Below are 24,348 nucleotides of genomic sequence, written 5' to 3'. Positions count from 1 at the left end.
AACTATTTCAGTACCAAAATTATACGACAGCAAGTTCTGGAAATCAATACAATAAAAAAACCTCTTCCCAGAGGGAGAGGTTTTCTAAAAGACGCTGCGGACCAAGCCGCCGTCCGCCCGAAGTGCCGCGCCATTAATCGCGGAAGACAGCGGGCTGCTTAGGAATGTAACAAAGTGAGCGATTTCTTCTGGCCGGATCAGCCTTTGGATAATTGAAGTCGGACGGTTTTCCTTCATAAAACGGGTCTCAGCTTCTTGAACAGTCAGGTTTTCACCAGGATAAAGAGAGTTCAGCATTGTTTCCACTCCCTCTGTTAAGGTTGAACCCGGCATGACTGTATTTACCGTTACATTTGTGCCGGTTGCCAGCTCCGCCAAGCTGCGGGAAATGGAAAGCTGCATCGTTTTCGTCGCGCTGTAATGGGCCATTTCCTGAGAAGGCATGATTGCCGCTTCACTGGCAATAAAAATCACCCGGCCTTCTTTCTTCTCTATCATTTTGTGTAAATACTTGCGTGTGAGCCTCACACCGCTCATAATATTCACTTCAAAAAACCGGAACCACTCATCATCGGGAATATCAAAATACTCTGCCGGTTCAAAAATCCCTAAATTATTGACCAAAATATCAACCTGCGGATATGTCCGAAACAGGTCATTGCAGCCTTCTTCGGTTCCAAGATCAAATGCGGCCGGATAAAACACAGCCTCTGCATGCTGTGTTTTCAAATCGTCTATCGTCTGATTCACTTTTTCTTCCCGGCGTCCGTTAATGATAACCGCCGCGCCTTCTTCCGCCAACGAAGCGGCAATCGCTTTGCCGATCCCCGACGTTGAGCCGGTCACCAGTGCGGTTTTTCCATGTAAATTCAGCTTCATCCGTTCATCCCTCCGTTTTTGTTTCCTCTTATTTATTAACAGAAATGCGATTGGTAAAACATCTGCTGTAAAACCAGTATGAAACAGCTGGGATTCAAGTGGAAGTACGCACTTTTTGGTGCCTGTTATACGAAAAAAATAAAGCAGAACCTGTAAAAGGTTTCCATCAATATTTTACTTTCCAAATCAAACTCATCTTAGTTTTGCACTCGAGGTACCAAATACGACAGCATGTTCTGGAAGTCATACAACAAAAAACCTCTTCCTAGAAGAAGAGGTTTTCAAAGACTAGCCTGACTACACTTTACTATATCATACTTAAAACACTAGAATTTTAAGTATCAACAGTTTTTGTTCTATTTAAATAAACGTCTCGGCCACTGAAAATAAAAGCTAGTTTGAGATTGATATTTTGACCGTGAAATCGGATTTGAATCATGTTATTCACTAAATCTACTTTTTCTTATCCTCTTTAATAACTTTAATCCCGACATTCCCTCGAATCGTCTTATAAATCATAAACAGTTTATTTTTTGCCAGTTTGACTTGTAGGCCTAGTTCTGTATCCTTAGTAATCCGAATTTTTTCATAGTCGCTGTGACGTAAAAATACAGCATACCCATCTAACTTTATTTGCTCTAGATTTTTTGGATTTAACTTAACCGTTATATAATTGTCTTGGGTATGCCTAACTCCTTCTTCAATTAAGTGAGACTGTTCAACATGCGTTCTACTTTGTAAAATAAGTCCTTGAATTTTAGGGATTTTATGGCCTTTCAAAGAAATTTTCAACTCTATCTGATCATCATATTGTTTTTCTTCACAAATTTCGGCTTTAACGTCAATTGGGATACTAATTTTTTCCCCATTTTTCAAACAAGCTACTTTATAAGGCAAGCCTTCTTTCTCTATAAAATAACTTTCTCCTTTGTTTTTAGACCAATCAGCCAAAGCTTCTAATGTATCATAATCTTGATTCATCGCAAGATCGAAATAAATTCTACTTATTGGTTTTATGATTGTATCTTCGAACTGATACGTACGTTTATATTTCTTGAAAATGTTCATTACTGTGTGAAATTTTTTATAATATGCATCTTTGTTTTTACTTTTAACAAAGTGCTTTCGATCAAATAATCTTGTAATACTATCAAATTCAATTAAACGGTTAATGATTAACTTTTCTTGTTCTGGTTTCAAATTCTTCTCTAATACATACTTTAATACAGCTATATTTGAGTCCATTTTCTCAAGTGCATCTGTTTGTTTTGTTAAGGAATTATTTTCGTCTATTCTGTTAAGGTAATAAACCGGTGTTGTAGTTGTTGAAATTTCTCCTACAGCTAGAAGAACATCAATAAAAAACTGTTTGTCTTCAGCAAATTTCATTTCAGGATATTTAATTCTATTTTTCTTGATTACATCAAGTTTCATCATACGAGCCCGCGGACCAAGATGATAAAATAGATGTTTAATAGAAAACGGAGATACATTGTGTCTAATCTGACTGGATTCATATCTACCAATTACTGTTTGTTCCTTAGAATCGACTTGAATGGTTTTCCCCACAGCATAATCAACGTTCGTCTCCTCTAACAAATCATATAGCACTTTAACTCCCTCATGAGAGAACCAATCATCTGCATCGAGAAACGTAATATATTTGGAGTTGGATAAATGGACTCCAAGATTTCTCGGGAACGCAGGAGTACCTGTATTTTTTTCCAAGAAAACACTAACAATATTTTCATAAAGTCTTGAATATTCTGTTAGAACATCTCGAGACCCATCATTAGACCCATCATCAACTAAAATAAGGGAAATATTATGAAATCCGATATTTTGAAGTATAACAGAATCTATTGTTTTCTTTAAATAATCAATAGCGTTATATACTGGAACTACGACAGTCACCTTAACTCTTCGTTTTAATGCTGATTCATTTAATATTTCATATCCAACTTTACTAAAGTAAGGATCTTTATGCGTTTTAATCTTTAATCGGTCTAATACGCTCATGAATAAATTTTCTCCTTTAATTGAAGTCTTGATAAATCTATCACATATTTCGTTAGAATAATAGTATTTTAAGAAGCAATTAAGGTAGGAAAAAAATCGAAAAAACATCATGTAATTTAGATAAGAATTACAATGGATTTTAATATTTCAAAAAGCCTCGAAAACGTCGAAAACTCAACAATTTCAAGGCTTTTTTAATAATAAGTATGGAGACGGTGGGAGTCGAACCCACGTCCAGAAACATCGATTACTTAAGCGTCTACGAGCGTAGCCTGCATATTTGTGTTTTCACTCATCTTCTTGCCTGCGGGCGGGCCTTCCGAGAGCTAGTCTGTTTGTCTCTTCTTACGTTCTCAGACGGGAACGCAAGCGTAGCCTACTTGGATGTGCTCTTCACAGACACATAGGCAATGTCAGGAAGAGCTCGCTGCGCTTATTAGGCAGCTAATGCTACGTTTTGGTTAAAACTGTTAGTTTTGCCAGTTATATTTATGTGCGTGTTTACGAGATCGCCTCTCGGCTCGCAGCTCAAGCTCGATCCATCCCTGTCGAATCCGTAACGTCCCCTTGTTATAAGGGAAATACGGGAGAAATATCAAGCTCTCACTCAAACTGGCTACATTCTTATTATAACATGATCACGGCTTATTTCAATTGACAAATCCTTCAAGAAAAGACCGTGTCATCTCATCGTGAAATCAGTATAGCACAGGCTGGATTTCAGTATCAAGCGTTATGCTTTTTAGAACCCTTTTTGACTGTCTCTGAACGCTCTTTCAATTTCACGCTTCGCATCCTTGCGCTTCAGATCTTCACGTTTGTCATAGTTTTTCTTCCCTTTACCCAGGCCGAGAAGAACTTTGGCAAAGCCGTTTTTCAAATACAGCTTGAGCGGAACGAGAGAATAACCTTTTTCCTTCGTTAAGCCGATCAGCTTGTTAATTTCCTTGCGGTGCATTAACAGCTTTCTCGTCCGGAGCGGATCGTGGTTATAGCGGTTTCCCTGCTCATACGGGCTGACGTGCATATTGTGGAGAAATACTTCTCCCCGTTCGATTTTGGCGAAGGAATCTTTTAGATTCACGCGGCCGGCGCGAATCGCTTTGATTTCTGTTCCTTGCAATACAATGCCTGTTTCATATGTTTCTTCTATAAAATAATCGTGATTGGCTTTTTTATTTTGTGATAATACTTTTCCTGACCCTTTCGGCATGCCAGAACCTCCTCTCACTAAGGAAAAACTGTCCACCTTTGCGATACGCTCTATTTTACCAAATGTCACGCATGGCTACAATGAAAAGCTGTTTCCGAAAGAAAGCAAATAGAGCGCTGCGGCCCTATTTGCTGGTTGAGCTGCTATTTCTTCTTTTTCCGTTTCTGCTTCGGTGCGTTTTGAAAGCCTCGTTTTTTCTTTTTCTTCTTCGGCTTTGTGAACCACTCTCCTTTTTCCTCGGAAGGAGCAGGAGATACAGGCGTATTTGTGCTTAACACGCGTTTTCTGGCAGGTTTTCCGCGTTTTCGGCTGCGGCTGTCCATTTCTCTCGGACGGCGCGGGGTGCCTTTCATACCGACGATTTCGAAGTCAATATTGCGCTCGTCTTTATTGACGTCAACGACTTTAACTGTAATTTCATCTCCGATGCGGAACACATTCCCCGTCCGCTCGCCGATCATCGCAAAATGCTGCTCGTCAAAGCGATAATAGTCATCCGTCATAAAGCTGACGTGGACGAGTCCTTCAATTGTATTCGGCAGCTCGACAAACATCCCGAAGTTTGTCACAGAGCTGATCATGCCGTCAAATTCTTCACCGATTTTATCAAGCATATATTCCGCTTTTTTCAAATCATCTGTTTCACGCTCTGCGTCAACTGCACGGCGTTCCATTGATGAAGTATGTTCAGCGATATCCGGAAGCCGTTCAGCCCACTTCTCCTGTGTCGCTTCATCGACCTTGCCGTTGATTAAGTACGTTCTGATCAATCTGTGGACGATTAAATCCGGATAACGGCGGATCGGCGATGTGAAATGGGTATAGAATTCCGTTGACAGGCCGAAGTGCCCTAAGCTTTGCGGGTCGTATTTCGCCTGCTTCATGGAACGTAGCATGACAGTAGAAATCACTGTTTCCTCTGGTCTGTCACGAACAGCGTCAAGAATGCTTTGCAGCGCGCGCGGATGAATATTTCCCGCCGTTCCTTTTACAACATAGCCAAATGTTGTCACAAACTCTAAAAACTTTTGCAGTTTTTCAGCATTAGGCTCTTCGTGTATCCGGTAAATAAACGGAACGTTCATCCAATGGAAATGCTCTGCAACGGTTTCGTTCGCAACAAGCATAAATTCTTCAATCAGTTTTTCGGCGACTGAGCGTTCTCTGATCACAACGTCTTTGACCGCCCCTTCTTCATCAACAAGCACCTTTGCTTCTTTAAAGTCAAAATCCACGGCGCCGCGGTTCATCCGCTTTTCGCGAAGAATTTCTGCCAGCCGCTCCATGTCTTTGAACATCGGTACGAGCGGTTCGTACTTTTGCTTTAATTCTTCATCATCATCAACAAGAATCTGATTCACATCGGAATATGTCATTCTTTCCGTTGTTTTGATGACGCTTTGGAAGATTTCGTGCTCTGTGACTTCTCCCCGACTGTTGATGGTCATTTCACAAGAAAGTGTCAGGCGGTCAACCTTCGGATTTAATGAACAAATACCGTTTGACAGTCTGTGCGGAATCATCGGAATCACACGGTCAACCAAATACACACTCGTTCCTCTTTCCATCGCTTCTTTGTCAATCGGCGAGTTTTCAGTCACGTAATGGCTGACGTCGGCAATGTGAACGCCAAGCTTATAGCTGCCGTCATCCAGCTTTGTCACTGTAACCGCGTCATCCAAGTCCTTCGCGTCCGCTCCGTCAATGGTGACAATGACCTGGTCACGGAGATCACGGCGGTCTTTCAGGTCTTTTTCATCAATCGTATCAGGCGTGCTTGTCGCCTGTTCCATTGCATCGGCAGGGAATTCACCCGGCAGTCCGTGCTTATGGATGACTGATAAAATATCAATGCCCGGATCATTTTTATGGCCGAGAATGGATTCAATCTCACCCTCTGCATTCATTCGGCCTTCAGGATAGCTGGTCAGCTTAACAACCACCTTATGCCCTTCAGCCGCGCCATTTTTCCCGCTATTAGGAATGAAGATATCGCTTGTGATTTTTTTGTCATCCGGAATGACAAAACCAAAGTTTTTTGTTTCTGTATAGGTTCCGACTACCCGCTGAATCGCTCTTTCTAAAATACGAATGACGGTGCCCTCTTGTCTGGAGCCGCTTGACTGCGAATTCAGGCGTACCATTACGATATCGCCGTTCATAGCTGTATTCAGCTCATTAGGGGGAATAAACACATCGCTTAACGACGTATCCTCAGGCAGCAAAAAGGCAAATCCCTTCGGATGCGCAGAAAGCTTTCCTTTAATTAAATTCATTTTTTCCGGAATGCCGTAGCGGTCGCTTCTCGTCCGCACGATAAGCCCTTTTTCCTCCAGCGCAACCAGCGCTTTGACGAGCTCTTTAAATTCCTCGGCATCCGTAATCTGTAACATCTCCTCAAGTTCCTGAACAGTCAGAGGCTTGTACGCCTCTTCCTTCATAAACGAGAGAAGCTTATCCATAAATGCTTCTTTTTCCATAATCCGACCTCCTGTTGGTTACCAATCCAGCTTCTCTAAAAATTCATACACATCTTGATGTACGATGTCCCGTTCCTTGTCCAGCGTGATAACATGGCCTGATTCCTCATACCATTTCAGCTGTTTCTCATCAGTTTCCACTTCGTTGTAAATAATATTTGCGCTTTCGGTATTAATCATGTGATCATGACGGGCCTGCACAACAAATGTCGGAGAATAGATCATATCGACATTCTTTCGCACATCGGCAATCAAGTCTTGCAGCGCCTTAAGGGTATTCATCGGCGTTTTTTCAAATTCCTTCATTTCCTCTTCTATTTGCTCCGGGCTTTTCCCCTCGAATTTTTTGTAATTGCGCGCGTAGGAAAGGACGCCCTGATACATGACCTCTTCGCTTTTAATATGCATTGGCGCGCACATTGGGACAATTCCCTTTATGGGTACAGTGTAACCCAATTTCAGCGAAAAAACCCCGCCAAGCGACAGTCCGCAGGCAGCAATGTCCTCATAGCCTTCAGATTTTAAATATTCATAGCCATCCATGACGTTTTTCCACCAGTCTTCAGGCCCCGTATGTACCAATTCTTCAGGCGGAACGCCGTGTCCTTCATATTGAGGAGCGTGGCACGTATAGCCCCGTTCATTCAAATAACGTCCCAGCATTCTCACATCTGCTGTATTCCCTGTAAAGCCGTGCAGCAAAAGCACCGCTTTGTCTCCGCCCTTAAATGTAAATGGTTTTGGTGTCACAACTTTCATGCTCATTTCTCCCTTTCTTTCTGCACGATCATTTTAGTTTTCCACAGTTTGATAAGAAAAAAACGCTCTGAATATCAGCCAGAAACGTGAAAAAGGCCTGACTTTACATCAGACCTTATACAAACATTGCCCTATAGGATATAAGCAAGCGCAATCGTCAACACGAAAAACAAGACTGCCAGCACAACCGTAATGCGGTGCAGAATCAAATCAAGACCTCTTGCTTTTTGTTTCCCGAAGAGCTGCTCCGCTCCGCCTGAAATCGCACCAGATAATCCGGCGCTTTTACTGGATTGAAGCAAAACGACAATAATAAGTGCAATACTGACGATAACCAATAAGGTAATCAAAACCGCGTGCATCCCTTACACCTCCAGACTCACTGGCCTACATTACTTCTATTTTACATGAAAAGGTTTGGCATGTCACGCCGTATCAGACGCCAAAAGACCGGATAAGACATTTTGTTTTGGTTAGCCTATTCGTATGAATTGAGCGAAAAGGGAGAACAACAATGCCGATCATCAGCACAGTCAATAAGAAACATCTATATTATGAGGAATATGGACAGGGAATCCCTATCATTTTTATTCACCCGCCGGGCATGGGACGCAAGGTTTTTTATTATCAGCGCCTTCTGGCGGATCATTTCAGGGTGATATTTCCCGATTTAAGCGGACATGGCGACAGCGATCATGCAGACCAGCAAATCTCGATTTCCTATTACGCAAACGAGATCGTGCAATTTATGGATCGTTTGCACATTGATCAGGCTGCAGTATTCGGGTATTCCGCCGGCAGCTTAATTGCACAGCACATTGGCTTCACCCGGCCAGACAAAGTATCTCATTTGGTGTTGTCCGGCGCGTACCCCGCTGTTCATACCATGGCCGGTCAGCAGCTTCACAAAATGGGAATGTATCTTCTTGAAAAAAGTCCCGGCATGCTGATGAAAATTATCGCCAGCAGCCATACGAAAAACAGACAGCTCCGAAATCTATTAACGAGTCATATGAAAAAAGCTGACCTCGGCCATTGGTATCAATATTATCGGGATTCGCTCCACTACAGCTGCCTTGAACAATTGCCCCGTTTTAACATGCCGATGCTGTTTATGTATGGCGGCCTGCGCGACTGGACCTTTACACATGCAGGCTATTACCGGAAAGCATGCAGCCACGCTGAATTTTTCAGGCTGGAATACCAAGGCCATCAGCTGCCGACAAAACAATGGAAAACATGCAATGAACTTGTGACGGGTTTTGTTTTGACACATTGATGTTAAGGCTTAGAAAACGCTTGGTTCCCTAGGCGTTCTTAAGTTATTGACTTTTGTCAATAAAATCATAGTAAAAAAGATCCTCAAACTTCAAGTCAAAATAGTGAAGCATTTTTCCGATCACAAGCTGCCCCGGCCGTCTTTCTCCATTCAGCACACGGCTCAGTGTGGCGGGTGAGACTCCGATTTCCAGCGCAAGCTGATTGAGGGAATAATCGTTATTGACCATATACTGCAATACATAATCACGTCTAATCTGTATCTTTTCTACTGGCACTTTCCTCACCTTCCGTTCATGAAAAAACTTTTTCTATACATTTACATTACGGCGTATGTTAACTTTTGTCAATACATTTCCAGCCTACCTATTCCCTTTAGTCAATAAACATACTAAAATATGAGTAACAGTGAGGGACGGGGTGAGACATATGGAAAGCTTCGGCGAACAATTACGGGCATTGCGTGAGGAGAGAAAGCTGACAGTCAACCAGCTGGCGACTTATTCCGGTGTAAGCGCGGCCGGCATCTCCAGAATTGAAAACGGCAAACGCGGCGTTCCTAAACCTGCCACCATCAAAAAACTGGCGGAGGCCTTAAAAATTCCTTATGAAGGGCTTATGTATAAAGCGGGATATATCGAAGAGATTCATGAAGCCAGAGCGCCTTATGAAACGAAGTGCCAGCTGCTTGAAAAGGCGGAGGCTTATGACCTGAAAAATCTTGCCCTTCTTGAGAGTGAAAAATGGCAGTATCTCAACAAAGAGGATTTGCTCATGCTGGATCATTATTTCTCTTTTATTTCAGACGAAGCCAAAAAACGATCTGCTGATCAATAACTCTTTCCAGAAATGCGAGGCGATCATCATGTCAACATTCGGACAGGAATTAAGGGCGCTGCGCCGCGCCCGCAAACTGACAGTAAACCAGCTTGCGGTGTACTCGGGCATCAGCTCAGCGACCATTTCAAAAATAGAAAACGGCAAGCGCGGCACACCAAAGCCCGCGACCATAAAAAAGCTCGCAGCGGTGCTGAAAATACCGCACGAAAACCTGATGGCAGCCGCAGGGCACATTACCGCTTTTCCTGAAGAAATTCGAGAGGCTTCGGAAAGCTATCAGTCTATTTATGCGATTTATCAGACGGCTGTCACTCGAGGAACGGAGAACCTGTCTCTTTTTAACAGCGAAAAATGGCGGCATCTCTCCAAGCAGGATATTGAAAATCTCAGCAAATACTTCGATTTTTTAGCTTCCGAAGCGAAAAAACGCTCCTCTTCCACGTAATCTTCTGCATCTCTTTCCGCATTTTATCAATCACGCATGCATACGTTCCCTCGTTATTTGCGTTATAATAATGACAGACGAGGTGAAAAGTATGAACCAATCAGAAATGTGTCCTAGATTTGAAAAAGCAGTCGACATCTTGAGCAAACGCTGGGTTGCTTTAATCGTTTTTCAACTGTTGAACGGTCAGCAGCGATTTAGCGAAATAGAAGCAGCACTTCCAAATCTAAGCGGCAGAGTTCTGTCAGAAAGGCTGAAAGAACTTGAGCTTGAAGGAGTTGTTAAGCGGGACGTCATCCCCGAAACTCCGGTTCGCATCGAATATTCATTAACCGACAAAGGAATGGCGTTAGCGCCCATTCTGGGTGAAATCTCCAAATGGGCGACTGAATGGATTGACCCTTCCTTTCATATGTAATTGCTAAAACGGTTCTATCTCACGGAGAGAAGAGCCGTTTTTTATTTTTTATTTCCAGGTGAAAAAACAATTTCTCAGCCGATATATAGTACATCACATCACTTTTTTTAAAAGGAGAACACGTAAATGCGACTGACGATTTCCCGCAAATTCAGCCTGGTATTTTTGACACTGATCCTCATCAATCTGCTTATAGGCGGAATAGGCGCTTTCAATATGCAGCACATCATCAAAAAGACAGATGAAATCAATACAAAATGGATAGACGGCATTAAAGAAATTACATCTATTAATTATTTGACAGAGCACCTTTCCTCTAAGGAAAAGGATTTCCTGATTTATACAGACAAAGATAAAATGGATACGCTGGACCAAGATATGAACCAGATCCTTAAGGATATCAATGAAAAGCTTGATAACTATGAAAAGACAATCTCTAATGACAAAGAACGCAGCATTTTCGAACAGCTCAAGACTGAAGTCAACTCATATACGAATATTCATAACCAGATTTTAGAGAGCGGACGCACGAATGATATAGATAAAGCAAGGGGGTTATTGGTACAGACTGAAGCAAGCTTTGAGGATATGAAAAAATCAATCACTGAACTTGTTGACTTTAATAAAGAAGGCAGCAACACGGCGGTGAAAGAAACCAAGGATGTTTATCATAAAGGTCTCAGTTACACGGCTTTGCTTCTGGCAGCTTCCATCGCCATCAGCATATGTATTTGGCTTTATATCAATCGCAGCATTGTAAAACCGATTATTCGAATGAAGTCATCTGCGAATGAGATCGCCGAAGGCAATCTGTCAAATGACATAGAGCCGCTGGCCTCAAAAGACGAGCTCGGCGATCTGAACGAAGCGCTTCAGAAAATGGTAGGGAATTTAAGAGATATCGTCGGATATTCAAAAGAAATCTCCACCCGCGTGCTTTCTTCATCACAGGTGCTGACCACTGCAACGAATGAAACAAGAACCGGCAGCAGGCATATTACCGAAACGATGAACGAAATGGCTGAAGGCTCCGAGCAGCAGGCGCAAGACGCTGTGACAATCGCCGAATCAATGAATGAATTTACAGAAAGCATTGATAAAGCCTACAATCACGGCATGACGATCAGCGATACGTCTCAAAACGTTCTCGAACTCGCCGTAAACGGAAACGAAAATATGGATACGTCAGTGCAGCAAATGAAAACAATCCATCATATCGTTCAGGAGGCCGTTCATAAAGTGAGATCGCTGGAACAGCATTCTCAGGACATCAACAAGCTTGTTCAGGTCATCAACGGCATTGCCGAGCAAACGAACTTATTGTCACTTAATGCCGCAATTGAGGCAGCCCGCGCAGGAGAAAGCGGCAAAGGCTTCGCCGTTGTGGCTGAGGAGGTCCGAAAGCTCGCAGATGGCGTATCTGACTCCGTTCAGGATATCACTAAAATAGTTGGCGGCACACAGCAGGAAATCAACACTGTCATCCAGTACCTGGAAAGCAGCTTTACCGAAGTAGAAAAAGGTACTGAAAACCTGACTGACACCGGACAGGCCATGCAGAACATTAAGCAATCGGTCACCTATGTAGCGGACAGTATTAAGGAAGTAACGGACGGATTAAAGCAGTTAACAAACCAATCGATCACAATTAACCAATCGATTGAAAATATCGCCTCCGTTTCTGAAGAATCCGCCGCCGGCATTGAAGAAACATTTTCCATTACCGAGCAATCCGCCCATTCAATGGATCAAGTGCTTCAAAATGCTGAGGAGCTTGAGCATTTGGCGAAAGAACTTAATGAGAAAATGGATCAGTTTACAATTTAAATAAGAAAAAAGAGGCTGGAATCATCCAAGCCTCTTTTTTTGTTCTTATGCAGCTGTTTGAATACGTCTCACCCTGGTTCTTTTTTTCTTGACCGGATGTAACGCCCGCTCCAGCCAAGCCATGAGCAAATCAGCCGCAACCGCCATCACCGCAGTCGGAATCGCGCCGGCTAGAATAATCGCCGTTCCGTTTGTGGCGTTTGACCCGCGGACGATCATATCCCCAAGGCCGCCGGCGCCGACAAATGTGCCGATTGCTGTAATGCCGATAGCGATGACGAGAGCCGTTCGAAGGCCTGCCATAATGACAGAAAGCGCGAGCGGGAGCTCAACCATCCGAAGAACTTGGAATTTCGTCATCCCCATCGCTTTTCCTGATTCTAAGTATGCGTGTTCAATGCTGTCAATGCCTGTGTACGTGTTTCGGATAATCGGTAGCAGGGAATACAGAAATAATGATAAAATCACTGTGTTTGCGCCGAGCCCCATGACAAGCATCAGGACTGCCAGCATGGCGAGCGCCGGAATCGTCTGAATGACATTTGTTACGGCGAATACCCATCCTGACAAGCGGCGGAAATGCGCAATGAGGATTCCGACCGGAACCCCGACGACAGCAGCAAACAAGACGCCGTAAGCCGACATGAGAAAATGGCGGCCGAACTCTTCCATTACATAGCTGCCGTTCTGTGCATAATACGTCATTAACTGTTCAAGCACATTCATTGGTCAATCCCCCTTTCACGATTCGAAGTAGTGATGCTTTTGCAAATATTCCTTGGCAACGACAGACGGTTCTTTTAGGTTACCGTCGACTTCATAGTTAAGCTCCTGCATCGTGGCTGTATCGATTTTTCCGATCATTTTCTGAATGATGCCTTCCAGTTCAGGATGTTCTTTAAGCACCTGTTCCGGAACAACAGGAGAGCAGTCGTACGGAGGGAAAAATTGTTTATCATCCTTTAGCATTTTGAGATCATAGGACTTGATCCTCCCGTCCGTGGAGTAAGCGAGGACAATGTCCATTTTTCCGCTTTTCACCGCGTCATACACAAGCCCGATCTGCATCGGATACGTGCCGCCGAATGTCATGCCGTAGGTTTTCGTAAAATCCTGATAGCCGTTCCCTTTCAGCTTCATCCAATAATTGTCGACGCCCAGCTTTAATTGCGGCGCCCATTTTTTGATGTCTGATACGTTTTCTAAATGATATTGGTCCGCAAGCTTCTTGCTGACGGTAAAGGCATACGTATTATCAAACCCGTAGGAGTCATACCATTTTAAATCGTATCTTTTTTTAAACTCCTGCTGTGTCAGCGCCAGTGCTTTGTCCGGATCTTTTTCAGGTTTCATCCTCAGCGTGCCTGTCAGCGCGTCACCTGTATATCTTGTGGCCGCAATATCGATTTCTCCGTTTATTAAGGCCTGCTGCTGCACCGCGTTGGAGCCGAGATTTTTAATGGTTGTTGTTTTTAGATCCGTATGGTGTTCGATCAGCTGGCCAAGCATGCTTGCGATGATTTCTGATTCACTCATGCTTTGCGCGCCGATTTTAATGGTCTGGTCTGAAGCGGCACTGAGCCCGGGAAGCGAACAGCCGCTTAGCATCAGCATTACTGCGAGCGTAAAACCGCTCAGCCATTTAAGATGTTTTCTTTTCATGAGCAGCCTCCTTATGAAACTTCCTTCATTCCCTGCAGTCCGGCAGGCGTGATTTTTCGTTCCGTCAACGCAAGCACATAATCAATGACAATCGCCAATATCGTGACGGGAACCGCTCCTCCGATGATATATTCCGGCTGATATAAATTCAGGCCGATGAAAATATAATCACCCAATCCGCCGCCTCCGATAAAGGATGCAAGCGTCGCCCAGCCGATTAAATAAATCGTGGATGTTCTGATCCCCGCCATGATGACGGGCGCGGCAAGCGGCAGTTCCACGAGGCGGATTTGTTCAGCTGCCGTCATCCCGATGCCTTTTCCTGATTCAAGCAGATTTTTGTTAACGCCGCGAATCCCGGTATACGTGTTGCGCAGGATCGGCAAAACGGAATAGAAAAACAAGGCCACAATAGCCGGAACTTTTCCGACTCCCAAGAGCGGGATAAAGAAAGCGAGGATTGCCAGACTGGGCAGCGTCTGAATGATATTCACAATGCCGATAATGGTGCCGGCTCCTTTTTTCATTCTGGTAAGCACAATCCCAAGAGGCACAGCGGCAGCCACGCCTAAAATGACGGCGATGAGAGAAATGGTGATATGCTCATATGTTTTGTAAAGCAGTTCGCCTCCGTTGGTTTGCAAAAATTCAATGATATGATTCATGTCTGACAACCTCCCTATGACAATACTGCGAGCTGTTTTTCTTCTCCCCAGATGGACTCATACACAATGTCAACCAGGCTCGCTCTCGTCACAATTCATATTAAACGGCTGTCTTCATCTACAACCGGCACGTACTTTACACCCCGTTTTAAAATTTTGTGTACTGTATCCCGCAGCAGTGTTGCGCCCAAGACGGTGTAGATGTCTTGATGCAGGACCTCGCCTACGAGCTCGGCTTTCTTCCGGCATTGATCAATGATTTCCACATCTACATAGCCTAGAAGAACATGGCTGTCATCTACAACCAGGAGCGAGTCGACACGCTCCTGCCTCATCAGCTGGATACGCTTCAGAGAGCGTTTTATCCGCCGTAATAGTCACCGGGTGTGTACTCATAATTTGATCAACCCGCTCAACATCAGGACTTGATGACTGAATCAGGCGCTCCTTGCCGATAAACTCCTCAACAAATTCGTTTGCCGGATTTCTCAGAATATCATCAGGCGTTCCGATCTGCACAATCTCTCCGCCTTTTAAAATGACGATCCGGTCTGCTAGCTTAATCGCTTCATCCATATCATGGGTAACAAATACGATGGTTTTATGTAAGGTTTTTTGCAGTTTTTTAAATTCTTCCTGAAGGGAATCCCTCGTAATCGGGTCAAGCGCCCCAAACGGTTCATCCATTAAGATAAGCGGCGGTTCCGCGGCAAGTGCCCGTAATACACCTATTCGCTGCTGCTGTCCCCCGCTTAATTCATGAGGATAACGGTCTAAATATTCAGGTCCCATATCAACCAATTTTAAAAGCTCACGCGCACGTTCTTTCCGCTGCTGCTCCGGCCATTTCAGCAGCTTAGGCACAAGTGAAATGTTCTGCTGAATGGTCATATGGGGGAACAGTCCGATCTGCTGAATGACATAGCCGATCTTACGCCTGAGTTCTACCGGGTCCTGTTCCATCATGTTCTCGCCGTCAATAAAAATCTGACCGGCTGACGGCTCAATTAATCGGTTAATCATTTTCATCGTTGTCGTTTTTCCGCAGCCGCTTGGACCGATAAAACAGATAAATTCACCTTTTTCAATTTCCAGATTCACGCTGTTCACAGCTTTTTTTCCGCCCTTATATGTTTTCGAGACATTTTTTAATGTCAGCAAACATCGCACCTCCAAAATTAAATTCATTCAATTCGTTCAGTTCATATTTAATTTTTCAGACAATTGAATGCTTCCCATTATAGAATAAAGTTTATAAAATAAAAAGTTTACAATTTGTTCATATTATTTATAAAGTATGTGTAAACCCTGATTTACCCGTATTGACCGGTAATGATCTCCTTATTGCTCCAATTTCCTGCCAAATTCTATGATTACAGCATTTCCGCCGCATCAAAAATGTGGTATATTGACATCGGAATTGTTAGCTGAAAGGATTGAAACTGTTGGAGAAAGATCCGTTAACGATAATTGAACAGACTGAAGACCACCTCATAGAAAGAATCGCGGAAAACATGCATGCATTTGGAATGCCCTCTACCGTTGGACGTGTGCTGGGCATTATTTATATGAATCGCAAGCCGATGACGCTGACGGAATTATCAGAAGCGACCGGCATGAGCAAAACGCGAATGAGCCAGGTCGTGCGGGACATGCTCGATGCCAACATCGCCGAGAAGGTGTTCGAAAAGGGCGTGCGAAAAGACTTATACGATGTTGAAGAGGATTACTACCAAACCTTTATCACTCTGTTTACAGCCACTTGGAGCAAAGTCGTCAGCAAAAATAAAATGATACATAAAAAACTCAACCGGGAGCTGCTCAGTATCTTGGATGAAGAGCTTTCTCCTGAAGCGGAAGAAAAGGTGAATGAGCTGTTGAAGGAATTAAAGGAATGGCTCGACTATTACAATTGGCTCGGCCGTCTGATTGAGTTTTTTGAGAGTGAAGAGATTTTTAAATATGTGCCGAAACCGTAAAAAACGCCCTGTCATGAACAAGGCGTTTTTTTTATTAAGCTGCACTGGCCAGTTTTTTCTTCTTTTTAATCGGGCTTAACGCGCGTTCAAGCCAGCCCATGACCAAATCAGCTATCACCGCCATAAGGGCTGTCGGGATCGCGCCAGCTAATATAATCGCGGTCCCGTTTGTTGCGTTTGATCCCCTGACGATGATGTCTCCAAGGCCTCCGGCGCCGACAAATGTCCCGATGGCAGTAATGCCGATAGCAATGACGAGCGCGGTGCGGAGGCCGGCCATAATGACAGAAAGCGCCAGCGGAAGCTCGACCATCCGCAGCACTTGAAACTTTGTCATGCCCATCGCTTTTCCTGATTCAAGATAGGCATGTTCAATGCTGACAATGCCTGTGTACGTATTTCTGATGATCGGCAGCAGTGAATAAAGAAATAACGATAAAGTGACCGTATTCGCGCCAAGCCCCATCACTAGCATCAGCACGGCCAGCATGGCGAGCGCCGGCACCGTCTGGATCACATTCGTGACGGCGAAAACCCAGCCGCTTAATGTTCTGTATCTGGCAATCAGGATGCCAAGCGGAATGCCGACGATGGCCGCAAACAAAACGCCGTACACCGACATCAGAAAATGGCGGTAAAACTCTTGCAGCACATAACTGCCGTTTTGCGAATAGTAAGTGCCAAGCTGCTGTAATACTTCCATTTGGTCTGCCTCTTTTCTTAGTCAAAATAATGATGTTTCTCTAAAAATTCCTTTGCCACAACAGATGGCTCCTTCAGTTTGCCGTCCACTTCGTAGTTGAGCTCCTGCATGGTTTCCGTGTCAATCTTCCCGATCAGTTTATCAATAATGCCTTCAAGCTCCGGATGTTCCTTAAGCACCTTTTCCGGAATCACCGGCGAACAGTCATACGGCGGGAAAAACTGTTTATCGTCTTTTAGGATTTTGAGATCATACGCCTTAATCCGGCCGTCTGTGGAATAAGCAAGAACGGCGTCCATTTTCTCGTTTTTGACTGCGTCATAAACAAGTCCGATCTGCATCGGATAGGTTGTTCCGAACTCAAATCCATACGTGCTGACAAAACCTTTATATCCGTCGCCCTTCCGTTTCAGCCAGGCATTGTCGACCCCCAGCTTATATTCAGAAGCGTTTTTCTTCAGATCAGATACGGTGTTTACATGCTCCTTTTCCGCAAACTTTTTTGTTACGGTAAAGGCGTATGTGTTATCAAACCCGTAAGAATCAAACCATTTATATTTAAAACGTTTGTCAAATTCTTTCTGTACAATGTTCAGCGCTTTTTCCGGATTCTTCTCCGCCTCCATTCCGAGGGTGCTCGTTAAATCCGTGCCAGAATAGCGTGTGGCGGATATGTCAATGTCACCGCCGAGCATCGCCTGGTGCTGAACATAGTTTGATCCGAGATTTTTGACTAAAGCCGTATTTAAATCCGTATCGTGTTCAATAAGCTGCGCAATCATATTCGCTAAAATTTCTGATTCTGTTATACTTTGCGCCCCGACCTTGATCGTATCTTGTGAGGCGCCGCCAAGTCCCGGCAGAGAACAGCCGCTCAGCAGCATGACAAAGGCGAAAGCGAGCGCGCCGATCCATCTGATTTTTTTCGTTTTCAATACAGCCAACTCCTTAAGAAACTTCCTTCATCCCTTGCAATCCCTTCGGTGTCACTTTTCGTTCCGTCACGGCTAGCAAATAATCAATGATAATGGCTAAGATTGTAACCGGCACAGCACCGCCAATGATGTATTCAGGCTGATACAGGTTCAGTCCGATAAAAATGTAATCACCAAGACCGCCGCCGCCAATAAATGAGGCAAGGGTCGCCCAGCCGATTAAATAGATCGTGGATGTGCGGATGCCTGCCATAATAATGGGAATCGCCAGCGGAATCTCGACAAGCCGGATCTGCTCCCAGCCGGTCATTCCAATCCCTTTTCCTGACTCAAGCAGATTTTTGTTTACACCTTTAATGCCTGTATACGTATTGCGCAGAATCGGAAGCACCGAATAGAAAAATAAAGCGACGATCGCCGGCACTTTTCCCACACCGAGAAGCGGGATAAAAAATGCCAGAATCGCCAGACTCGGCAAGGTTTGCACAATGTTGACGGCACCTATAACCGCGCCTGCGCCTTTTTTCATTCTGGTCAGCAGAACGCCGAGCGGCACCGCAACGATAATACCCAATACAACAGCAATAAGAGAAATATATAAATGTTCACCTGTTTTATACAGCAGCTCTCCGCCGTTCGTCTGTAAAAAAGTCATCATTTGATTCATGTGTAAGAGCTCCTCCCCTGATCAGATCGTCATTAGCTGGTTTTCCTCGCCCCATATGGAATCATATACGATGTCCACAAGGCTTGCTCTTGTCACAATCCCTGCTAAATGGTGCTCTTCATCAACAACGGGAACATACTTAATTCCTTGCTTCAAGATTTTCCGGACGGTATCGCGGAGAAGGGCTCCTTTTTGCACGGTATACATATCCGAGCGGTACACATCACCAACAACGCTCGCTTTTTTGCGGTTTTGATCAATGATTTCAACATCTACGTATCCCTTCAGCACATTTTGCTCATCTACAACAAGCAGCGAGTCGACGCGTTTTTCTCTCATCAGCTGAATGGCCTGAGAAAGCGTTTTGTCCGCTGTAACCGTGACAGGCATTCTGTTCATCATCTGCTCAACCCGCTCAATTTCAGGCCTTGTCTGGATTAGGCGCTCTTTCCCGATAAATTCTTCTACAAATTCATTTGCCGGATTTCTGAGAATCTCATCAGGTGTGCCGACCTGAACGATTTCACCCGCTTTTAAAATCACAATCCGGTCAGCTAGCTTAATGGCTTCGTCCATGTCGTGGGTCACAAACACGATGGTTTTGTTTAACGTTCTCTGCAGTTTTTTAAATTCTTCCTGAAGGGAATCCCGCGTGATCGGGTCAAGCGCTCCGAACGGTTCATCCATTAAAATGAGAGGGGGTTCCGCAGCCAGTGCGCGCAGCACGCCGATTCTTTGCTGCTGTCCGCCGCTGAGCTCGTGGGGATAACGGTCTAAATATTCAGGGCCCATATCAACAAGCTTTAACAGCTCTCTCGCCCGTTCTTTCCGTTTTTCTTCAGGCCATTTCAGCAGTTTCGGGACGAGTGAAATGTTCTGCTGAATGGTCATGTGGGGAAACAAACCGATCTGCTGAATCACATAGCCGATTTTTCTCCGCAGTTCAACCGGGTCCTGTTCCATTATGTTATCTCCGTCGATATAGATCTTTCCTGACGACGGTTCAATCAGTCGATTAATCATCTTCATCGTCGTCGTTTTTCCGCAGCCACTCGGGCCGATAAAACAGATAAATTCGCCCTTGGCAATATCTAAATCAATGCTGTTCACAGCTTTTTTGCCGCCTTTATATACTTTTGACACTTGTTCTAATTTCAGCAATCCGTGCACCTCCGCAGGTTTCCGTTAATTTTTCTGAAAAGTATAATCTTTATTATAATTTGAACTTTGTAAAATAAAAAGTTTACAATGTGTTGAAATTATATGTTATTTACAGATTATTTATTGTTATGACTCAGGCAGAGAGGGTGTTCTTACAATTACGCCGGATACCTCTCGCTTCCTCCGCATACAGCTGTTTTCAACAACTGGCAGAAATATGATATATTGACACCATCAATTGCCATTTGAAGGGATGATCAGCTGTGGAAAAAACTGCTCTCGACATCATTGAACATGCTGAAGAGCATCTCATCGAGAAGATTGCCGAAAACATGCATACGTTTGGAATGCCTTCTACTGTCGGGCGTGTGCTCGGGATTATTTATATGAATCGAAAACCGATGACGTTAAGCGAGCTATCAGAAGCAACAGGCATGAGCAAAACACGGATGAGCCAGGTCGTCCGTGAAATGATTGATGCCAACATTGCCGAAAAGGTGTTTGAAAAAGGCGTAAGAAAAGATCTTTACGACGTAGAGCAGGATTATTATCAAACCTTCATATCTTTATTTGCGGCGAACTGGACAAAGGTCGTGAGCAAAAACAAAGTGCTGTACAAAAAATTAAACCGGGAGCTGACGGTTCTTTTACAAAGGGACGAGCTTCCCCGAGAAGCCGAAGAGAAAGTCAATCAGCTGCTGAATGAATTAAGAGAATGGCTTCATTACTATGATTGGCTGAGCCGCTTAATTGAGTTTTTTGAGAGTGAAGAAGTATTTGAATACGTGCCGAAAACAGCTGAAAGCAGCTCCCTGAAGTAAGGGAACTGCTTTTCTACATGATGAGATTAATATTGGAAACATCATACATAAGAACATCGTATACTTCCTCCATGTGACATTGGCCTTACCCAGAGGCTGATTCTTCGCAAACGTTTATAGCCGTTCGGAAACACCGCATGCTACAATGAAGTGACTATGTAAATAGGAAGGATGTATCTATATGTTCAAGAAAATTGCAGCAGATGCACTCGGATTATCAGATATCGGAAAAATTATCGAACCTCAGGATTATGACAAAACAGATGCTGATGACTATGTCATGCATGAAGACAACGAAAAAATTTATTTCCTGATTAAAACAAAAGCCGATGAATATTGCTTCACGAATCTGGCGCTGATCCATGTTGACGGCGAACGTGCCACTTCCTCCAAACGAACGCTGAAACGCTACCCTTATTCCCAATATAAAATCTCTGATGTTTTTCTGGAAACCGCCGGGAAGGTCGATTTGGATGTTGAAATCAAGTTCAAGCTGGGCTCTGAACAATTTGACATCGATGTGCATAAAGAGCAAATTGAAAAGCTGAAAGATTTGTATAAAGCCCTTCTCCGTATCTCTGAAACGATCTATGAAAATGACATTTTGATCAATCAGGCTGAGCAAAGTCTGGAACGAGCAGTCACCATCCTTCAGCATACCCGCCCTGAGCACGTCAATATTGAAACACAATACAAAGAGCTGACCGAATTCGGGTTTACATGGGTCACTTCCGTCCGCTCGCAGTACCATATTAAAGATTTCGGTGACGTATTTGAAAAATATATGAATAACTAGAAACAAGACACGGGTTCGCATCTGGCAGCTCGTGTCTTGTTTCTGATACGTAATCTTGGAGAAAATTTTTTACCTGGATATTGGTTACTTTTCTACTTTTTTCTTTTATAATGACATTATTAGTCTATTTTCCCTATATTACATGTAAAAGGAGTCATCATATGTTTTGTCCTCAATGCGGCCATCAAGCAGATGGCGGAAAGTTTTGTGAGAAATGCGGATCGCCTCTTCCACGCCAAGCCGGCGAAAATCAAGGAGCACAGGCGGGAGCTGAAGCTGCAAAACAAGCAGCAAAGCAGTTCGGTTCATTTGTTCTGGCTGTTCTGAAACGCCCTTATCAGGAGTGCAAAACAACAGGCGGCGAACAGCTGATCAGCGGAATCATTACAATGGTGCTTTTCAGTTTACTAACTCCGCTGATGTTTTATATTCTTTTTTCAGAAGGTCCCGGCAGTGCGAGCTTTACAGAAATCTTTTTAAAGCCAACCATTTACTTTGCCCTTTTTATTTTCGGGTTGCATGCATTGATCTTTTTTTCCTTAAAAATCGCGGGAAACCAAGTCTCATTTAAAGATTCATTCTCCAGATTTGGTGCGTTTCTTATTCCGTTTACAGCTATTTTGATTCTTGCACTTTTATTGTTTTTATTACATACAGATCTTTGTTTCACCGTGTTAGCGATTGGTTTAATCGGCGCATTCTTCGCTATTCCCCCTGCGATGCTGAGCAGTTACCAGCATTCGTATAAAGGAAAAGCTGATATCATTTACTCAACCATTGTGATTTATCTGATCACGTGCGTTGCGTTTCGGTTCATCATCGAACATTATATTAAAGAGATTTTCCGTTATATCTTTTTTTAAAAAACACCCCCATCGCCTGCTGGTGATGGGGGTTTGTTTTTATTGAATAGATGTTAAATAAATTCTTCCGTCTTTCACTACGCCGGTGTAGGTCCAGTTGTATGTTCTGCGCTTTGTACTGCCGCCTGATTTTGTAATATCAAATTCTTCATATGTTTTAATTGTGATATTCGAGCCGCTTTGATTAAAGCTTTTTACCTCTACATCAATAAATACTTCAGTCGTCCCCTCGCTGTACAGCTTCTTAACCAATTTCTGCTGATCATTATATAATGAACTTCCTTTTTCCAGATTGCCTTCCATGACCGCAAATTCATTTAAATTCACTGCGGTTGATTGATTTGTCAGATAACTAACCATAAATGATGTCACTTGTTCATCCGTGACATCGCCGGCCGATGGGCTTACGCTTGCTTTCTTGCCTTTTGCGTCTGCCCAGGCTGACGTGTACGTCTCTGCATGATCATTTTTTATTTTCTTTATATTTGTGCCGGCAGAATCAAAAGTTGATTCTGCATCTTCGAACATCCACTTTTTCTGTTTTTTATCATATGAAAGCAGATATTCATAGCTCGGGCTCTCATCCGACATTTCAGGTTTAGTATAGTCATTATAATTAGCCGACTGGTGAAGTTCTTTTCCTTTTACTGACGCCTGCCATGTACCGTCATTTTTCTGGGATAGAGCAAATGTATCCAAATCAAAGTCTGTTTCCAGATATTTATCTTTTAAGTAAGAATCCGTGTTTTTCATCGAATCCACGTTATCTTTTACTTCGGCTTTCCAACTGGCACTTGCCTCTGTCATCTGAGCTGTATTTCCATCAGAAAGCGCTTTGGAATATTGCTTTGTCGTTTTGACAATCGTATTCATGATTGTTTCTTGTGTGTCTTGGTCAGGAATTAATGTTAACTCCATTTCTTTGCTATCAATCGGCACACCCGCTGTTTTTGTTTTTCCCCACGGAAACTCCGCTTCGACCTCAGCTGTCATTTGTCCGTCTGTCAGAAGCGGTCCGTATGTGACAGATTTGAACGGATCCTTATGGATGGATTTGCCGTTAATCAGCAATTCTCCCTTTCCATCCTTCATGTCGTCCGCTAAGCTGAATGTTACATTATCCGCTTCCAATGAGAGATCAACACGAAAGCTGCTGTCACCAACCGCCTGAATGTCTTCCTTTTTCACAAGATCCACTACATCGTTTTTCAGTTTGGCTGAGACTGTATATTCGCCGGGAATGTACGGTCCGAGGGTTTGTGCTTGATCTGCTTTCTTTACAGATCCGGCTTCCTCTTTATTCACATAGAGATCCGTATGTTTATAATTGCTGGTTACTTCAAAATAAACAGGTGCTATCTTTAAATCATAATGGTCAAATACTAGCAAAGTTTTCCCGTCTTTCTCCGCGTAAACAATATCCTTTTGGACTGTTTCAGCACGCAGCGATGAAAAAAGCTCATCTTTTTTGTCAGGATGATCCTTTAAATATGTAAGAAACGGCTTTACGTTTTGTTTAGTAAGCTTGAGCCTGTCATTTGCCGGTGTTAGCAGCGAAGCGATTTGGTCTTTATCCTCATCATTTACAGCCTGCTCAAATTTGTCGACTAACCTGTCCTTAGAAGTAAGGTACGCTCCGGTTTTATATGCAGTGAATAATATGACGCACGCTGCGGCAATGCTGCTCCATAACATGATGGTTTTCTTAGGGATTGGTTTCCGCGGAGCCTGCCTCGTTTCAGCAGTGCTTGCTGTTTCTTGATTTGCCTGTCTGCTGCTCCCTCCGATCGGGGTGCCGCATTCTTTACAAAACTTGGCCCCTTCATTATTTTTTTGACCGCATTCCTTACAAAACATGTGACTTTCCTCCTATTTTTTATCCACTATTTTGTACAGATTTCCTATGTTACATATTTTATAATAGAATGGTATGAAATT

24 protein-coding genes, 1 other RNA gene and 1 pseudogene are annotated in these 24,348 nt (G+C 43.5%); 9 read left to right on the top strand and 17 right to left on the bottom strand.

What is annotated here, in order from left to right; translation table 11 throughout:
• Positions 1-84 precede the first annotated feature (84 nt).
• From CJU60_RS03995 to secG, 7 genes are all read right to left on the bottom strand, one after another.
• Positions 85-879 (bottom strand): SDR family NAD(P)-dependent oxidoreductase, encoded by a 795-nt coding sequence (locus CJU60_RS03995; RefSeq protein WP_095713017.1) that lies wholly within the window; start codon positions 877-879, stop codon positions 85-87.
• A gap of 453 nt (positions 880-1,332) precedes the next feature.
• Positions 1,333-2,898: a glycosyltransferase family 2 protein gene (locus CJU60_RS03990; RefSeq protein WP_095713016.1), complete on the bottom strand. Its 1,566-nt coding sequence runs from the start codon at positions 2,896-2,898 to the stop codon at positions 1,333-1,335.
• A gap of 204 nt (positions 2,899-3,102) precedes the next feature.
• Positions 3,103-3,465, bottom strand: a transfer-messenger RNA (tmRNA) gene (gene ssrA / locus CJU60_RS03985).
• Positions 3,466-3,640: 175 nt separating this feature from the next.
• Entirely contained in the window at positions 3,641-4,111 is a 471-nt protein-coding gene (gene smpB / locus CJU60_RS03980; RefSeq protein ID WP_010331890.1) for an SsrA-binding protein, read from the bottom strand.
• Between the two features lie 143 nt (positions 4,112-4,254).
• Positions 4,255-6,591, bottom strand: coding sequence for a ribonuclease R (gene rnr / locus CJU60_RS03975; protein ID WP_095713015.1), 2,337 nt, complete (start codon positions 6,589-6,591; stop codon positions 4,255-4,257).
• Positions 6,592-6,609: 18 nt separating this feature from the next.
• Positions 6,610-7,350: an alpha/beta hydrolase gene (locus CJU60_RS03970; RefSeq protein ID WP_141243761.1), complete on the bottom strand. Its 741-nt coding sequence runs from the start codon at positions 7,348-7,350 to the stop codon at positions 6,610-6,612.
• A 131-nt stretch (positions 7,351-7,481) separates the two neighbouring features.
• Entirely contained in the window at positions 7,482-7,712 is a 231-nt protein-coding gene (gene secG, locus CJU60_RS03965; RefSeq protein ID WP_003220028.1) for a preprotein translocase subunit SecG, read from the bottom strand.
• A 152-nt stretch (positions 7,713-7,864) separates the two neighbouring features.
• Here secG and CJU60_RS03960 point away from each other — a divergent pair, with 152 nt between their 5' ends.
• Positions 7,865-8,629: an alpha/beta fold hydrolase gene (locus CJU60_RS03960; protein WP_095713013.1), complete on the top strand. Its 765-nt coding sequence runs from the start codon at positions 7,865-7,867 to the stop codon at positions 8,627-8,629.
• A 43-nt stretch (positions 8,630-8,672) separates the two neighbouring features.
• Here CJU60_RS03960 and CJU60_RS03955 read toward each other — a convergent pair whose 3' ends face one another.
• Positions 8,673-8,906, bottom strand: coding sequence for a helix-turn-helix domain-containing protein (locus CJU60_RS03955; protein ID WP_010331894.1), 234 nt, complete (start codon positions 8,904-8,906; stop codon positions 8,673-8,675).
• 151 nt (positions 8,907-9,057) lie between these two features.
• On the opposite strand from CJU60_RS03955, the gene rghR reads away from it, so the two are divergent.
• The 4 genes from rghR to CJU60_RS03935 all read left to right on the top strand — a co-directional run bounded on the left by rghR (position 9,058) and on the right by CJU60_RS03935 (position 12,158).
• Positions 9,058-9,465: a transcriptional repressor RghR gene (gene rghR / locus CJU60_RS03950; RefSeq protein ID WP_024122860.1), complete on the top strand. Its 408-nt coding sequence runs from the start codon at positions 9,058-9,060 to the stop codon at positions 9,463-9,465.
• A gap of 28 nt (positions 9,466-9,493) precedes the next feature.
• Positions 9,494-9,913 (top strand): helix-turn-helix domain-containing protein, encoded by a 420-nt coding sequence (locus CJU60_RS03945; protein WP_024122861.1) that lies wholly within the window; start codon positions 9,494-9,496, stop codon positions 9,911-9,913.
• Positions 9,914-10,004: 91 nt separating this feature from the next.
• A complete protein-coding gene (catR, locus tag CJU60_RS03940; RefSeq protein WP_010331897.1) occupies positions 10,005-10,331 on the top strand; it encodes a catDE operon transcriptional regulator CatR in 327 nt (108 codons plus the stop codon).
• 126 nt (positions 10,332-10,457) lie between these two features.
• Positions 10,458-12,158: a methyl-accepting chemotaxis protein gene (locus CJU60_RS03935; RefSeq protein WP_095713012.1), complete on the top strand. Its 1,701-nt coding sequence runs from the start codon at positions 10,458-10,460 to the stop codon at positions 12,156-12,158.
• A gap of 45 nt (positions 12,159-12,203) precedes the next feature.
• Here the strand turns inward: CJU60_RS03935 and opuBD are convergent, their stop codons facing one another.
• The 4 genes and pseudogenes from opuBD to opuBA form a co-directional block, all read right to left on the bottom strand.
• Entirely contained in the window at positions 12,204-12,884 is a 681-nt protein-coding gene (opuBD, locus tag CJU60_RS03930) for a choline ABC transporter permease OpuBD (protein WP_095713011.1), read from the bottom strand.
• Positions 12,885-12,899: 15 nt separating this feature from the next.
• Positions 12,900-13,820, bottom strand: a complete 921-nt coding sequence (opuBC, locus tag CJU60_RS03925; RefSeq protein WP_095713010.1) for a choline ABC transporter substrate-binding lipoprotein OpuBC — start codon at positions 13,818-13,820, stop codon at positions 12,900-12,902.
• A gap of 11 nt (positions 13,821-13,831) precedes the next feature.
• Positions 13,832-14,485 carry an ABC transporter permease gene (locus tag CJU60_RS03920; RefSeq protein WP_095713009.1) on the bottom strand — a complete coding sequence of 218 codons (654 nt, stop codon included), beginning with the start codon at positions 14,483-14,485 and terminating at the stop codon, positions 13,832-13,834.
• A gap of 14 nt (positions 14,486-14,499) precedes the next feature.
• A pseudogene (gene opuBA / locus CJU60_RS03915) lies at positions 14,500-15,646 on the bottom strand (choline ABC transporter ATP-binding protein OpuBA).
• A 284-nt stretch (positions 15,647-15,930) separates the two neighbouring features.
• Between opuBA and CJU60_RS03910 the strand changes: the two are divergent.
• The gene (locus CJU60_RS03910) at positions 15,931-16,464 is read left to right on the top strand and encodes a GbsR/MarR family transcriptional regulator (protein ID WP_095713008.1); all 534 of its coding nucleotides are present in this window, start codon (positions 15,931-15,933) and stop codon (positions 16,462-16,464) included.
• Positions 16,465-16,498: 34 nt separating this feature from the next.
• On the opposite strand, the gene opuCD is transcribed toward CJU60_RS03910, so the two are convergent.
• From opuCD to opuCA, 4 genes are all read right to left on the bottom strand, one after another.
• Positions 16,499-17,167 (bottom strand): glycine betaine/carnitine/choline/choline sulfate ABC transporter permease OpuCD, encoded by a 669-nt coding sequence (opuCD, locus tag CJU60_RS03905; RefSeq protein ID WP_095713007.1) that lies wholly within the window; start codon positions 17,165-17,167, stop codon positions 16,499-16,501.
• 17 nt (positions 17,168-17,184) lie between these two features.
• Positions 17,185-18,051, bottom strand: a complete 867-nt coding sequence (opuCC, locus tag CJU60_RS03900; RefSeq protein ID WP_081638367.1) for an osmoprotectant ABC transporter substrate-binding lipoprotein OpuCC — start codon at positions 18,049-18,051, stop codon at positions 17,185-17,187.
• Between the two features lie 64 nt (positions 18,052-18,115).
• On the bottom strand, positions 18,116-18,769 hold the full coding sequence (opuCB, locus tag CJU60_RS03895) for a glycine betaine/carnitine/choline/choline sulfate ABC transporter permease OpuCB (protein ID WP_024122875.1): 654 nt from the start codon (positions 18,767-18,769) through the stop codon (positions 18,116-18,118).
• Between the two features lie 21 nt (positions 18,770-18,790).
• A complete protein-coding gene (gene opuCA / locus CJU60_RS03890) occupies positions 18,791-19,930 on the bottom strand; it encodes an osmoprotectant ABC transporter ATP-binding protein OpuCA (RefSeq protein ID WP_024122876.1) in 1,140 nt (379 codons plus the stop codon).
• 263 nt (positions 19,931-20,193) lie between these two features.
• Here opuCA and opcR point away from each other — a divergent pair, with 263 nt between their 5' ends.
• From opcR to CJU60_RS03875, 3 genes are all read left to right on the top strand, one after another.
• Entirely contained in the window at positions 20,194-20,751 is a 558-nt protein-coding gene (gene opcR / locus CJU60_RS03885; protein WP_024122877.1) for an opuC operon transcriptional regulator OpcR, read from the top strand.
• A gap of 181 nt (positions 20,752-20,932) precedes the next feature.
• Positions 20,933-21,547, top strand: a complete 615-nt coding sequence (locus tag CJU60_RS03880; protein WP_024122878.1) for a PH domain-containing protein — start codon at positions 20,933-20,935, stop codon at positions 21,545-21,547.
• Positions 21,548-21,708: 161 nt separating this feature from the next.
• Positions 21,709-22,410: a zinc ribbon domain-containing protein gene (locus CJU60_RS03875; RefSeq protein WP_024122879.1), complete on the top strand. Its 702-nt coding sequence runs from the start codon at positions 21,709-21,711 to the stop codon at positions 22,408-22,410.
• A gap of 39 nt (positions 22,411-22,449) precedes the next feature.
• On the opposite strand, the gene CJU60_RS03870 is transcribed toward CJU60_RS03875, so the two are convergent.
• Positions 22,450-24,267: a zinc ribbon domain-containing protein gene (locus CJU60_RS03870; protein WP_095713006.1), complete on the bottom strand. Its 1,818-nt coding sequence runs from the start codon at positions 24,265-24,267 to the stop codon at positions 22,450-22,452.
• Positions 24,268-24,348: the final 81 nt, after the last annotated feature.

Source organism: Bacillus sp. 7705b, from assembly GCF_002289525.1.
Lineage (GTDB): Bacteria > Bacillota > Bacilli > Bacillales > Bacillaceae > Bacillus > Bacillus halotolerans.
Note: the sequence above shows the minus strand (reverse complement) of the source record. Positions and strands in the feature narration are given on the sequence as shown.